This window comes from Bradyrhizobium sp. B120 (genome assembly GCF_049075665.1).
In the GTDB taxonomy this organism is placed as follows: Bacteria; Pseudomonadota; Alphaproteobacteria; order Rhizobiales; family Xanthobacteraceae; genus Bradyrhizobium.
Map to the genome: position 1 here is coordinate 4,749,357 of NZ_CP185242.1, position 13,158 is coordinate 4,762,514.

Here is a 13,158-nt window from a genome sequence, read left to right on the forward strand (position 1 = left end):
GCTCACTCCGCTGCCGTCAGCATTCGCCCCGACGCCAGCCGCGAGCATTCCGCCATCACGGCAGAGGCCCGCGCGATCGGGTTGGTCAGATAGAAATCCTCGACGGTCGGCTTGAATGCCGCCTTGTCGACGCTGCCGCCCTTGCCGGCCAGCGCCTTGACGTCGTCGGCCTTGCCGGCCTCGATCTGGTCGAGCCGCATCAGATGCGGATAGGTCTTGAACATCGCCTGGCGCAGCGCCTGCAGCGAGTCGAACGGCAGCTTCTTGCCGAGCACGTCGGACAGCGCGCGGATGATCGCCCAGTCCTCGCGGGCTTCGCCCGGCGGGAACGCGGCGCGGTTGGCGATCTGGGCCCGGCCCTCGGTGTTGACGTAGATGCCGGACTTCTCGGTATAGGCGGCGCCCGGCAGGATGACGTCGGCGCGGTGCGCGCCCTGGTCGCCATGGGTGCCGATATAGACCACGAAGGTGCCATCCGGCGCCTTGATCTCGTCGGCGCCGAGCAGGAACAACACGTCGAGGGTGCCGAAGGTCGTCATCTGCGCCGTGGTCAGGCCGCCGGCCGAAGGCGAGAAGCCGATATCGAGCGCGCCGGCACGTGAGGCAGTGTCCTGCAGCACGGCAAAGCCGTTCCAGCCGTCCTTCAGCGCACCGACATCGACGGCGAGCTTGGCCGCCTGCGCCAGCACCGCCGCGCCGTCATGCCTGGTGTAGGCGCCGGCGCCGACCAGGATGATCGGGTTCTTGGCATTCTTCAGCACGTCGGCAAAGGAGTGCTTGCCGGCCACGAGATCGGCCAGCGTATCGGTGCCAGCGCCGAGATAGTCATGCTCATAGGTGAAATCGGCCTTCGAGCCGATCATGCCGACCTTGAGCCCGCCGGTGCGCCAGCGCTTGCGGATCCGCGCGTTCAGCACCGCCGCTTCCTTGCGCGGATGCGAGCCGATGATCAGGATCGCGTCGGCCTGATCGATGCCGGCAATGGTCGGGTTGAAGATGTAGGAGCCGCGGCCGGCCTTGGCGTCGAACGCATCGCCGCCCTGCACCGCCAGATTGACCGAGCCGAACTTCGCGAGCAGCTCTTTCAGCGCATACATTTCATCGACCGCGGCGAGATCGCCGGCGATCGCGCCGATCCGCTTGCCGTCGATGCGGCCGGCCTTGGCGGCGATGGCAGCAAAGGCTTCCTGCCAGGTCGCCGGCTTGAGCTGGCCGTTCTCGCGCACATAGGGACGGTCGAGGCGCTGCGTGCGCAGGCCGTCGACGACGTGGCGGGTCTTGTCGGAGATCCACTCCTCGTTCACCGCCTCGTTGATGCGCGGCAGGATCCGCATCACCTCGCGGCCGCGAGTGTCGACACGGATCGCCGAGCCGACGCCGTCCATGACGTCGACCGACTGCGTCTTGCCGAGCTCCCAGGGGCGCGCCGCGAAGGCATACGGCTTCGAGGTCAGCGCACCGACCGGGCAGATATCGACGAGATTGCCCTGCAGCTCGGAGCTCAGCGCCTGCTCGAGATAGGTGGTGATCTCCATGTCCTCGCCGCGCCCGGTCGCGCCCATTTCCGGCGCGCCGCAGACTTCGGCGGAGAAGCGGACGCAGCGCGTGCACTGGATGCAGCGGTTCATCGAGGTCTTGACCAGCGCGCCGAGATACTTGTCCTCGACCGCGCGCTTGTTCTCGGCGAAACGGCTGGTGTCGACGCCGTAGCCCATCGCCTGGTCCTGCAGATCGCACTCGCCGCCCTGGTCGCAGATCGGGCAGTCCAGCGGATGGTTGATCAGCAGGAATTCCATCACGCCTTCGCGCGCCTTCTTGACCATCGGCGAACGGGTCGAAATCTCCGGCGGCTCACCCTTCGGTCCCGGACGGCAGTCGCGCACGGCCCAGGCGCAGCTCGCGACCGGCTTCGGGCCGCCCTTCACCTCGACCAAGCACATCCGGCAATTGCCGGCGATCGACAGCCGCTCGTGATAGCAGAAGCGCGGAATCTCGGCGCCGGCCGCCTCGCACGCCTGCAACAGCGTGTACTCCGGCGGCACATCGATCTCTTTGCCATCGACGATGATCTTGCTCATGTCTCTTCTCTACTCCGCCGCGACCATGTGGACGGGATCACGAACGCCCTGATCGTCGAGATCGGCCTTGTGCGAATACTGATCGATGCGCTCTTCGATCTCGTGACGGAAGTGCGCAATCAGACCCTGGATCGGCCACGCCGCGGCGTCGCCGAGCGCGCAGATGGTGTGGCCCTCGACCTGCTTGGTGACCTCGAGCAGCATGTCGATCTCGCGCTTGTGGGCGCGGCCGTCGGCCATGCGGGTCAAGACGCGCCACATCCAGCCGGTGCCCTCGCGGCACGGCGTGCACTGGCCGCAGCTCTCATGCTTGTAGAAATAGGAGATGCGCGCGATCGCCCGGATCAGGTCGGTCGACTTGTCCATCACGATCACGGCTGCGGTGCCGAGGCCCGAGCGCAGCTTGCTCAGGCTGTCGAAATCCATCGGCGTGTCGATGATCTGATCGGCCGGCACCATGCGCACCGACGAGCCGCCGGGGATCACGGCCTTCAGATTGTCCCAGCCGCCGCGGATGCCGCCGCAATGCTTCTCGATCAGTTCGCGGAACGGAATCCCCATCGCCTCTTCGACGTTGCAAGGGCGCTCGACATGGCCGGAGATGCAGAACAGCTTGGTGCCGACATTGTTCGGCCGGCCGATGGCGGCGAACCAGGCGGCGCCGCGGCGCAGGATGTCGGGCGCAACCGCAATCGACTCGACGTTGTTGACGGTGGTCGGGCAGCCATAGAGGCCGACATTGGCCGGGAACGGCGGCTTCAATCGCGGCTGGCCCTTCTTGCCCTCGAGGCTCTCGAGCAGCGCGGTCTCTTCGCCGCAGATATAGGCGCCGGCGCCGTGCGCGACATAGATGTCGAACGGCCAGCCGTTGATGTTGTCCTTGCCGACCAGCTTGGCCTCATAGGCCTGGTCGATCGCCGCCTGCAGCCGCTCGCGCTCGCGAATGAACTCGCCGCGGATATAGATGTAGCAGGCATGCGCGCCCATTGCGAAGCTCGCGAGCAGGCAGCCTTCGACCAGGAGATGCGGATCGTGCCGCATGATCTCACGGTCCTTGCAGGTACCGGGCTCCGACTCGTCGGCGTTGACGACGAGATAGCTCGGACGGCCGTCCTTGGATTCCTTCGGCATGAAGGACCACTTCATGCCGGTCGGGAAGCCCGCACCGCCGCGGCCGCGCAGGCCCGAGGCCTTCATCTCGTTGATGATCCAGTCGCGGCCCTTGTCGATGATCCCCTTGGTACCATCCCAGGCGCCTCGGCGGCGCGCGCCCTCGAGGCCCCAATCATGCTGGCCGTAGAGGTTCTTGAAGATGCGGTCCTTGTCGTCGAGCATGCTCAAAACTTTCCGAACATCACCGATTGGCTTGCGAATAAGCGAGCCCGGCGGCACAGCCGCCGAACACGATGGCCCACAACAGGCTGGATTCCAGCGTGGCGCTCGGGCCGTAACGTTGCAGCAGGAACATGAAGCCGGCCGCGACAGTGGTATGCAGGGCGATCGTGCGCCAGGCCTTCATCGTAGCGCCCCTCCCCACCTTGTTTTCCTGCCCGTTTGCCTGCACCTGAAAGCCCCCCATCAGGTGGTTTCCTTCAGCGTCGTCGGCCCGCCTGCGGGCGCCGAGAACTGACGGTCGACCTGCGGGCCCGGCTTCGGCGGATTGCCGGCGGCAAAGCCGTCGAGCACCTTGCCGAAGCTTTCCTTGGTCAGGTCCTCGTAGGTGTCCTTCCAGATCAGCACCATCGGCGCGTTCACGCAGGCCCCGAGGCACTCGACCTCTTCCCACGAGAAGTTGCCGTCCTTCGACAGCTGGAAAGGATCGTGATGGATGCGATGCTGGCACACCTCGATCAGGTCGGCGGCGCCGCGCAGCCGGCACGGCGTGGTGCCGCAGACCTGGACATGCGCCTTCTTGCCGACCGGCGAGAGCTGGAACATGGTGTAGAAGGTCGCGATCTCCAGCATGCGGATATGCGGCATCTCGAGCAGGTCGGCGACGGCGCGGATCGCCGCTTCCGAGACCCAGCCGTCATGCTGCTCCTGCACGCGCCACAGGATCGCGATCGCAGCCGAGGCCTGACGGCCTGGCGGATACTTCTCGATCTGCTTCTTGGCCCAGGCGAGATTCTCGTCCGTGAACGTGAAGCTCGCGGGCTGCAATTCCTTCGGGGCGAGGCGGCGGACGGACATCGATCAAACTCTCATTGCGGGCGGTGCGGATGCGAACATCATCACCGGTCGACCTCGCCGAACACGATGTCCAGCGAGCCAAGGATGGCGGAAACGTCGGCCAGCAGATGGCCCTTGCAGATGTGATCCATCGCCTGCAGATGGGCGAAGCCCGGCGCGCGGATCTTGCACTTGTAGGGCTTGTTGGTGCCGTCGGCGACGAGATAGACGCCGAACTCGCCCTTCGGCGCCTCGACCGCGGCGTAGACTTCGCCGGCCGGCACATGCACGCCCTCGGTGTAGAGCTTGAAGTGATGGATCAGCGCTTCCATCGAGCGCTTCATGTCACCACGGCGCGGCGGCGCGATCTTGTTGTCCTCGACCACGACCGGGCCCTGCCCGTCCGGCGCCTTCAGCTTCTGGATGCACTGCTTCATGATGCGCACCGACTGGCGCATTTCTTCCATCCGGATCAAATAGCGGTCGTAGCAGTCGCCGTTCTTGCCGATCGGAATGTCGAAATCCATCTCGGCATAGCACTCATAGGGCTGCGACTTGCGCAGGTCCCAGGCCGCGCCCGAGCCGCGCACCATCACGCCCGAGAAGCCCCACTCCCAAGCCTCCTTCAGCGGCACCACGCCGATGTCGACGTTGCGCTGCTTGAAGATGCGGTTGCCGGTGAGCAGCGTGTCGAGGTCGTCGACGACCTTGAGGAACGGATCGCACCACGCCTCGATATCGTCGATCAGCTTCGGCGGCAGGTCCTGGTGCACGCCGCCGACCCGGAAGAACGCCGCGTGCATGCGCGAGCCCGAGGCGCGCTCATAGAACACCATCAGCTTCTCGCGCTCTTCGAAGCCCCACAGCGGCGGGGTCAGCGCGCCGACGTCCATCGCCTGCGTGGTGACGTTGAGCAGATGCGACAGGATGCGGCCGATCTCGCAATACAGCACCCGGATCAGTTGGCCGCGGCGCGGCACCGTGATGCCGAGCAGCTTTTCCGCCGCCAGGCAGAACGCATGCTCCTGGTTCATCGGCGCGACATAGTCGAGCCGGTCGAAATACGGGATCGCCTGCAGATAGGTCTTGTGCTCGATCAGCTTCTCGGTGCCGCGGTGAAGCAGCCCGATATGCGGATCGACGCGCTCGACGACTTCGCCGTCCAATTCGAGCACCAAACGAAGCACGCCGTGCGCAGCCGGATGCTGCGGGCCAAAGTTGATGGTGAAATTGCGAAGATTCTGTTCGTTCATGATCAGGCCTTCGGTTCCGCCTTCGCCTTTTCGTCACCCGGCAAGGGGTAATCGGCCCCTTCCCACGGAGACAGGAAATCGAACTTGCGGAATTCCTGGTTGAGCCGGACCGGCTCGTACAGCACCCGCTTCTCCTGGTCGTCGTAGCGAACCTCGACGAAGCCGGTCAGCGGGAAATCCTTGCGCAGCGGATGGCCGTCGAAGCCGTAATCCGTCAGCAGGCGGCGCATGTCGGGGTGGCCGATGAAGATCACGCCGTAGAGGTCGTAGGTCTCGCGCTCGAACCAGTCGGCGCCGGGGAAGACGCCGATGATCGACGGCACCTGCGTGGTCTCGTCGGCCTGGCCGCGTACCCGGATGCGCGTGTTCAGCGTCGGCGACAGCAGATGATAGACGACGTCGAAGCGCTTTTCGCGGCTCGGATAGTCGACCGCGGTCGCGTCTGTGAAGTTGACGAAGCGACAGTTGGGATCGTCACGCAGAAAAGTGACGACGTCCACGATTCTGCCAATCTCGACGTCGATAGTGAGTTGATTGAACGCGACCGAGTGCGCCGTGGCGGCGCCCGGAAGCGCGCTCACGATCGTCTGCCCAAGGGCGTCGAGCTTGCCGTCGTCCATGCCTGAAACCTTAGCGTTCGATAGTGCCGATACGGCGGATCTTCTTCTGCAGCAGCAGCACGCCGTAGAGCAGCGCTTCCGCCGTGGGCGGACAGCCCGGCACATAGATGTCGATCGGCACGATGCGGTCGCAACCGCGCACCACCGAGTACGAATAGTGGTAGTAGCCGCCGCCATTGGCGCAGGAGCCCATCGAGATGACGTAGCGCGGCTCCGGCATCTGGTCGTAGACCTTGCGCAGCGCGGGCGCCATCTTGTTGGTCAGGGTGCCGGCGACGATCATCACGTCGGACTGCCGCGGCGAGGCGCGCGGCGCAAAGCCGAAGCGCTCGACGTCGTAGCGCGGCATCGAGACCTGCATCATCTCGACCGCGCAGCAGGCGAGACCGAAGGTCATCCACATCAGCGAGCCGGTGCGCGCCCAGGTGATCAGGTCGTCGGCCGCCGCGACGAAGAAGCCCTTGTCGGACAGCTCGTGATTGACCTCGAGGAAAAACGGATCATTGGCGCCGACCGGTTTGCCGGTCGACGGATCGAGAATGCCTCTCGGAGCTTGCGCAATCGCCGGCTGCGAGGATGCGGCGGTGGGGCTCAATCCCATTCGAGCGCGCCTTTCTTCCATTCATACGCGAACCCGACCGTCAGCACGGCCAGGAACACCATCATCGACCAGAAGCCGGTCGCGCCCAGCTTTCCGAACGCCACGGCCCACGGGAACAGGAACGCCACTTCGAGATCGAAGATGATGAAGAGTATCGCCACCAGGTAGAAGCGGACGTCGAACTTCATGCGGGCGTCGTCAAAAGCGTTGAATCCGCATTCATAGGCGGACAGCTTTTCCGGATCCGGCGACTGGAACGCGACCAGGAACGGCGCGATCAGGAGCGCCAGCCCGATCAGGCTCGCGACCCCGATAAAGACCACAAGTGGGAGATAATTCTGCAGGATGCCGGTCATCGGCGAGGCCTTCTTGCTGCGGTTTCGGACGTGCCGCAGATTCGTTGATTGGAATTGTTCTTGAGGCTTTAGCGCAGCGCAACAGGGGGCGCAAGACAAGCTATTTTGACGCTTTTACCGCCCCTTGCCGCGGGCTGATGGCCTCATCGGGCGGATGCGCTGCCTCAATGGGCAACGCTGCGCCGACCACCCGGTGCCCTGCGCTCTCCCCATATCAGCCCAGCTCCCTTTCGGCAGCGAGCATCTCGGCCGCGGTCAGCGTCAGGCGGTCGATATGTCCGAGCAGCAACTCACGATCCTGCGGGCCGAGCTGTTCCAGCAGGCGCCGGTTTCGCTCCTGCGCGCCCGCCACAATGGCGTCATGGGCGGCGAGCCCGGCCTTGGTGAGGGAGACAAGTGTTTCCCGATTGTCACGCGGGTTGGCTTGCTTGGCGACCAGCTTGCGCGCAACGAGCTCGGCGAGGGCCCGGCTGATCTGCCCCTTGTCCATGCCGACGGCTTCGGCAAGCCGCACCACGCTCATCGGCGGCCGCCGGCCGAGCGAGGCAACCAGGCCGAATTCGACCGAGGACAGCCCGGTCAGCCGCTTGTAGCGCAGCAGCGCACCGCGCCTGAGCAGATTCGCCAGCACCATCAGCCGCGATGACATCATCGCGGTGATCGGCGCCAGCTCGGCATCGACCACCGCCTCCGGCGGCAAGGCCCTCGCAGTCCTGAGCTTCTCGGTCATCGCCAACCTCTGCCAACAAAGCCTGTCGCTGCCAAGCTAGACGAGATCGTTGACATTGTCATCGATATATCGTTGACTTCGTCAACAACACAACGACCGCAGGCAGAAGTCCGGCGGCGGGAGGAAACCAGCATGAGCATCACCCAGCTCGATCGCGATCTCGGCACGGCCTATGCGATGAAGCCGTCCACCACCCGGACCGAGCTCACCTCGGTCGTCCGCGGCACACCGATGGGCGAGCTGTTGCGCCGCTACTGGCACCCGATCGGGCTCGTCGGCGACGCCACCGATATCCCCAGAAAAGTCCGTGCGCTGGCTGAGGACCTGATCCTGTTCCGCGACCGGCATGGCCGCCCCGGTCTCTTGCATGCGCGCTGCGCCATCGCGGCACCACGCTTTATTATGGCAAGGTCGAGGAAGACGGCATCCGCTGCTGCTATCACGGCTGGAAGTTCGACACCGAGGGCCGCTGCCTCGAACAGCCCTGCGAGCCCGAAGGCGGCCTGTTCAAGGACAAGGTGCGCCAGCCCTGGTATCCGGTGCAGGAACGCTACGGCCTGATCTTCGCCTATATGGGCCCGGCCGATAAAAAGCCGGTGCTGCAGCGCTACGCGTGCCTGGAGAATATGGACGACGGCGAATTCGTCGAGGCCGACGATTCCTCGATCGGCGGCGGCGGGCCTGCCGTGATCCCATGCAACTGGCTGCAGCATTTCGAGAACGTCGCCGACCCCTATCATGTGCCGGTGCTGCACGGCTCGTTCTCAGGGCCGCAGTTCACCACCATGATGGCCTCGATGCCCGAGGTGAAGTTCGAGATGTCGCCGCGCGGCGTCGCGGTGCGCTCGATCCGCCGGCAGGACGACGGCAAGGTGTTCTATCGCGTCACCGAGGCCGCCCTCCCCACGCTCCGCGTCGTGCCCAATCCGCGGGTCGCGCAATTTGCCCGCGTCGAATCGATCGGCTGGACCCTGCCGATCGACGACAACTCGTTCCGCATCTATGTCGCCGGCCGGGTCAAGAAGTCAGGCGATATCGGCCGCATGCGCTCGAAGTTCAACGGCAAGTTCTGGTGGGACATGACGGAGCAGGAGCACCAGCAATTCCCCGGCGACTACGAGGCGCAGGTCGGCCAGGGGCCGGTGACCATCCATTCGGAAGAGCATTTCGGCCAGAGCGACCGTGGCGTCCTGATGATCCGCCGGATGCTCTCTGACCAGCTCGAGGCCATGGCCGCCGGCCGCGACCCGATCGGCGTGTCGTTCGATGCCGATGCCGGGCCGGTCGAATTCGAGGCAGGGAATTACATCCGCGAGGCGTAGGGCCCGCGCGCAGGCAAACAAGAAAAAACAAAAGACAATCGGGGGAGGAAGTCATGGTCGATGTCGCACCGCAGGCGGATGCGTCAACGCAGGCCGCTACCACGCCCGCGGCGCGCCGCTACTACGTCCTCGCTTTGCTCACGATCATCTACGCCCTCAACTTCCTCGACCGTACGATCTTCAACGTCCTGATCGAGCCCATCAAGAAGGAGTTCGCGCTCAGCGACACCACGATGGGCCTGCTGGCCGGGTTCGGTTTCGTGCTGTTCTACTCGCTGCTAGGCATTCCCATTGCGCGCATGGCCGATCGCCTCAACCGCCGCAACATCGTAGCAATCGCCTTCGCGTTCTGGAGCGCGATGACTTATCTCTGCGGCATGGCCTCCAGCGTCGCGACGCTGGCACTGGCGCGAGTCGGCGTCGGGGTCGGAGAATCCGCGGGCACGCCGGCCTCGCAATCGATGATTGCCGATCTCTTTGACAAGAACGAACGTCCCCGTGCGCTCGGCATCTACGCGATCGGCACCTATCTCGGCGTCTTCCTCGGCTATTTCATCGGCGGTTACGTCAATCAGCACTATGGCTGGCGGATGGCCTTCTTCACCGCAGGCCTGCCCGGCATCGCGCTCGCCGGGGTACTGTGGCTGACGATCTCCGAGCCGAAGCGCGGTGCGATGGCCGAGACCTTCAAGGCCGAGCCGATCGGGCCGACGCTGGGCTTCCTGATCTCGCAGCCGAGCTTCGTCATCGTGCTGGTCGGCTTCTGTCTCACGACCTACACTAACTACGCCACCGCGGTGTGGATCCCGCCGTTCCTGGCGCGCATCCATCATCTGACAAGCGCCGAGATCGGCACCTATGCCGGCACCTTCAAGGGTCTCGCCGGCATGGCGGGAACGCTGATCGGCGGCCTCGTGGTGGCGCAGATCGGCCGCCGCGACGACCGCTGGAAGCTATGGGCGCCCGCGATCATGTCCGGCCTCGCCGGTCCGGTCTTCGCATTGTGCATGCTGACGCAAAGCTTCACGCTGATGGTCGCCACGCTGGCGCTGACCTCGTTCATGGTCGGCTTCCATCTCGGCCCGATCTTTGCGATCGCCCAGACCGTCGCAAAGCCCAGCATGCGGGCGCTGGCCTCGGCGATCGTGCTGCTCACCGCGACCTGCTTCGGCCAGGGCGTCGGCCCCCTCGCCGTCGGCATGATCAATGACGCCCTGAAGGGCACGTACGGCACGGACGCTGTTCGCTACTCGCTGCTGTCGGCCGCGGTGACGACGACGCTCGGCGCGCTGCTGTTCGTCTGGGCGGCGCGCTGGATCCGTGCCGATATCGCGCGCGCCAGCTAAGCGTCCATGAAGGCCAGCAGGTCGGCCATCAAGCGCGCGCTGTGCGTCAGCGGCAGAGCGTGCGGCGCACCTTCATAGACGGCGAGCTTGCTGCCCTTGATCAGCGCCGCCGTCTTTGCGCCGGTCAGCTCGAGCGGCGCGCTGGCATCGTTGTCGCCGTGCACGATCAGCGTCGGGCGATCGATACCTTTGGCCGCGGCGCGCAGATCGGCAGAGGAGATGGTCTTGCGGCAGGCCAGCGCCACCGGCAGCGGCACGCTCAGCATCATCTCCCTGATCCAGGCCCGCGTGGCCTCGGGCGTGTCGGGCGTGAAGAACGGCGCCTCGTTCTCGCCCATCCATTTCGGGAAGTCCTGCGCGATCGCGGCATTCTGGGCCTCGACCATCGCTCTCGGCACTGCGACCGGATTGTCGTCGGTCTGGACAATGAACGGCGTGGTCGGCGCCACCAGGACCAGCCGCGCGATACGATCCGCGCCGTGACGCGCCAGATAGTTCACCGCCTCGATCGATCCCATCGAATGCGCGACGATCGTGACGTCGTGGAGATCGTGCTGCTCGATCACGGCGGCGACGTCATCGGTCAGCGTATCGAGATCGTATCCCGTCATCGGCATGTCGGAACGGCCGTGGCCGCGCCGATCCGGCGCGACACAGCGAAAACCCTTCGCGTTCAGCGCCACGATCTGGCTGCCCCAAACGCTGGAATTGAAAGTCCAGGCGGCAAGCAGCAGCACCGGCTTGCCCGAGCCCCAATCCTGGACGAACAGCTTTGTGCCATCGCGGGCGGTCGCATAGAGCGGTTGATTGGCCATGATGCATCTCCCTCTGCAGATCGATCGGCACCATCGCCGCCGATGCATCGACCATCGCAAAGGGAGATCGCGCGCGCGATTACGCGCGAGGTAATCATGCGCCGCGCTCAGGTCAGCTTGCCGGTGTATCTCTCCAGCGCCGCCCAGGCGTCCGCGCCATAGGTCTTCTGCCACTGCGTGTAGAAACCGGCTTTCACCAAGGCTGCCCTGAACTGCACGGGGTCAGGCTTGTTGAAGGTCATGCCCTTCCCGGTCAGCTCTGCCTGCAACGATCGGTCCATCTCGACCAGATCGGCGCGCTCCTTCACCGCCGCCGCGTCGAATGCCGCATTGATGAGCTCGAGCAGATCGGGCGGCAGGGCCGCCATCGCGCGGCGGTTGCCGAGGATCCAGTAGCCGCTCCAGCAATGGTTCGACAGCGCGCAGTATTTCTGCACCTCGTACAGCTTTCCGGTCGAGACCTGCGCCAGCGGATTCTCCTGCCCTTCGACGATGTGGGTCTGCAGCGCCGAATAGAGTTCACTGTAGGAGATGCTCGACGGCAATGCGCCGAGACCTGAGAACAGCGACGTCAGCAATGCCGTCACCGGTACGCGAATTTTGAAACCCTTGAGATCGTCGACGCTGTTGAGCTGCCGGCTCGACGACGAGGTGATCTGGCGGAAGCCGTTGTCCCAGACCTTCTTCAGCGGCACGACGCCGGTTCTGGCGATCGCGTCGCGGACGATGTCGCCGACGCCGCCGTCCATGGCCGCCCAGACCTGGTCGTAGGATTGGAACGCAAAGCCGATGCTGGGCAGCCCGGACAGCGGCACCAGTGTCGACAAGGTCATGCTGGGCGCCGCCAATAGCTCGATACCGCCGGCACGGACCTGCGACAGCATCTCCGGATCACCGCCGAGCTGGCTGTTGGCGAACACCGTGATGTTGACCCGGCCGGACGACTGCGTGCCGACCAGCTTGGCCGCCTCGGCCAGCCGGATTGTTAGCGGATGGGTTTCCGGAGTGTTGACGCCGAGCTTGAAGTCGAACTCTGCAGCGGCAAGAGACGGCTTACCAAACATCGCGGCGGCAACTGCCACGGAGCCGGTTCCCAGCATCCGGCGGCGGGTCATATTCCTTGTTTTCATTATTGTTTTTCTCCCAGGCGCAGTCCGCGCCCATGGCCAGTTTCAGCCCTCTCTTTCTGTGACGCAAGGCACGGTGAAACCAATCCTCCCGTGGCACGAAACCATTTCCGGGAACTCACGAAACGATCCGGAAACAGATGGGGCTTACCAGTACCTGCCATAGACGGCGCATAGACGCCCGGAGGCGACCATGAACCACTCGATCCATTCAGCCGATCGCGCGACCCACCTCAAGATTGTGGTTGTTGCCCTCGTTGCGGCCATCGGGGTTGCGGCTTTCGGCATTTCGGCCCGGAACAACGCGGAATTCACGCAGACCGCCCAGACCAACCAGGTCGTCAAGGCCGGCAAGCCTGTCGCGATCACCTCCTCGGGCACCTCGACGGTCCGCTAAGACGAATTCAGGCTTCGGCAGACAAAGCGGCCGCCTCCGGGCGGCTTTTTTGTTGGGCCTGTCGTCTCTCGCTCCGATCAGGGCGGCGTGGCCTTCGCCAGGTTCGGCTACGGCGATTGCAGGTGCAACCGAGACCGGGGCGCGCGAGATCGCTGCCGCTGGTGCACGGCCCCGACGACACCCTGATCAAGAATGACCTGTTCGATCTGAGCTTGTTTTCGATCCTGCGCCGCAATCCGCTGCTCGTTGTTGCATGCGCGGTCTGGCTGACGCACGACCGCGCAGCCGCGGCGAAATCTTAACTGCCTCCTAACGCGGTCGTTCGATTGCAATCCGCTCCGCGA

At 64.8% G+C, this 13,158-nt stretch carries 14 protein-coding genes and 1 pseudogene; 4 read left to right on the forward strand and 11 right to left on the reverse strand.

Annotated features, from left to right (window positions below; all coding sequences use genetic code 11):
* Positions 1-2: 2 nt before the first annotated feature.
* The 9 genes from nuoG to ACOIX3_RS21745 all read right to left on the reverse strand — a co-directional run bounded on the left by nuoG (position 3) and on the right by ACOIX3_RS21745 (position 7,807).
* Complete coding sequence (nuoG, locus tag ACOIX3_RS21705; protein ID WP_420964212.1) at positions 3-2,078, reverse strand: NADH-quinone oxidoreductase subunit NuoG; 2,076 nt, start codon at positions 2,076-2,078, stop codon at positions 3-5.
* 9 nt (positions 2,079-2,087) lie between these two features.
* Complete coding sequence (nuoF, locus tag ACOIX3_RS21710; protein ID WP_342728809.1) at positions 2,088-3,413, reverse strand: NADH-quinone oxidoreductase subunit NuoF; 1,326 nt, start codon at positions 3,411-3,413, stop codon at positions 2,088-2,090.
* 19 nt (positions 3,414-3,432) lie between these two features.
* Positions 3,433-3,657, reverse strand: coding sequence for a hypothetical protein (locus ACOIX3_RS21715; protein ID WP_420964213.1), 225 nt, complete (start codon positions 3,655-3,657; stop codon positions 3,433-3,435).
* Positions 3,657-4,268: an NADH-quinone oxidoreductase subunit NuoE gene (gene nuoE, locus ACOIX3_RS21720; protein WP_029080758.1), complete on the reverse strand. Its 612-nt coding sequence runs from the start codon at positions 4,266-4,268 to the stop codon at positions 3,657-3,659. Before nuoE ends, ACOIX3_RS21715 begins: the two co-directional genes overlap by 1 nt.
* A 41-nt stretch (positions 4,269-4,309) precedes the next feature.
* Positions 4,310-5,500 (reverse strand): NADH-quinone oxidoreductase subunit D, encoded by a 1,191-nt coding sequence (locus ACOIX3_RS21725; protein ID WP_420964214.1) that lies wholly within the window; start codon positions 5,498-5,500, stop codon positions 4,310-4,312.
* Positions 5,501-5,502: 2 nt separating this feature from the next.
* Positions 5,503-6,120 (reverse strand): NADH-quinone oxidoreductase subunit C, encoded by a 618-nt coding sequence (locus tag ACOIX3_RS21730; protein WP_092114646.1) that lies wholly within the window; start codon positions 6,118-6,120, stop codon positions 5,503-5,505.
* A gap of 10 nt (positions 6,121-6,130) precedes the next feature.
* On the reverse strand, positions 6,131-6,721 hold the full coding sequence (locus ACOIX3_RS21735; RefSeq protein WP_050402390.1) for a NuoB/complex I 20 kDa subunit family protein: 591 nt from the start codon (positions 6,719-6,721) through the stop codon (positions 6,131-6,133).
* Positions 6,712-7,077 carry an NADH-quinone oxidoreductase subunit A gene (locus tag ACOIX3_RS21740; RefSeq protein WP_018271860.1) on the reverse strand — a complete coding sequence of 122 codons (366 nt, stop codon included), beginning with the start codon at positions 7,075-7,077 and terminating at the stop codon, positions 6,712-6,714. Before ACOIX3_RS21740 ends, ACOIX3_RS21735 begins: the two co-directional genes overlap by 10 nt.
* Before the next feature lie 214 nt (positions 7,078-7,291).
* The gene (locus tag ACOIX3_RS21745; RefSeq protein WP_420964215.1) at positions 7,292-7,807 is read right to left on the reverse strand and encodes a MarR family winged helix-turn-helix transcriptional regulator; all 516 of its coding nucleotides are present in this window, start codon (positions 7,805-7,807) and stop codon (positions 7,292-7,294) included.
* 132 nt (positions 7,808-7,939) lie between these two features.
* On the opposite strand from ACOIX3_RS21745, the pseudogene ACOIX3_RS21750 reads away from it, so the two are divergent.
* Positions 7,940-9,129: pseudogene (locus ACOIX3_RS21750) on the forward strand (Rieske 2Fe-2S domain-containing protein).
* Between the two features lie 53 nt (positions 9,130-9,182).
* Positions 9,183-10,475 (forward strand): spinster family MFS transporter, encoded by a 1,293-nt coding sequence (locus ACOIX3_RS21755; RefSeq protein ID WP_420964216.1) that lies wholly within the window; start codon positions 9,183-9,185, stop codon positions 10,473-10,475.
* Here the strand turns inward: ACOIX3_RS21755 and ACOIX3_RS21760 are convergent.
* Positions 10,472-11,290, reverse strand: a complete 819-nt coding sequence (locus ACOIX3_RS21760) for an alpha/beta fold hydrolase (protein WP_420964217.1) — start codon at positions 11,288-11,290, stop codon at positions 10,472-10,474. The genes ACOIX3_RS21755 and ACOIX3_RS21760 overlap by 4 nt on opposite strands.
* 107 nt (positions 11,291-11,397) lie before the next feature.
* Positions 11,398-12,354 (reverse strand): TRAP transporter substrate-binding protein, encoded by a 957-nt coding sequence (locus tag ACOIX3_RS21765; RefSeq protein WP_420971772.1) that lies wholly within the window; start codon positions 12,352-12,354, stop codon positions 11,398-11,400.
* A 256-nt stretch (positions 12,355-12,610) separates the two neighbouring features.
* Here ACOIX3_RS21765 and ACOIX3_RS21770 point away from each other — a divergent pair, with 256 nt between their 5' ends.
* On the forward strand, positions 12,611-12,814 hold the full coding sequence (locus ACOIX3_RS21770; RefSeq protein WP_420964218.1) for a hypothetical protein: 204 nt from the start codon (positions 12,611-12,613) through the stop codon (positions 12,812-12,814).
* A 122-nt stretch (positions 12,815-12,936) separates the two neighbouring features.
* The gene (locus tag ACOIX3_RS21775; protein ID WP_420964219.1) at positions 12,937-13,116 is read left to right on the forward strand and encodes a hypothetical protein; all 180 of its coding nucleotides are present in this window, start codon (positions 12,937-12,939) and stop codon (positions 13,114-13,116) included.
* Positions 13,117-13,158 lie beyond the last annotated feature (42 nt).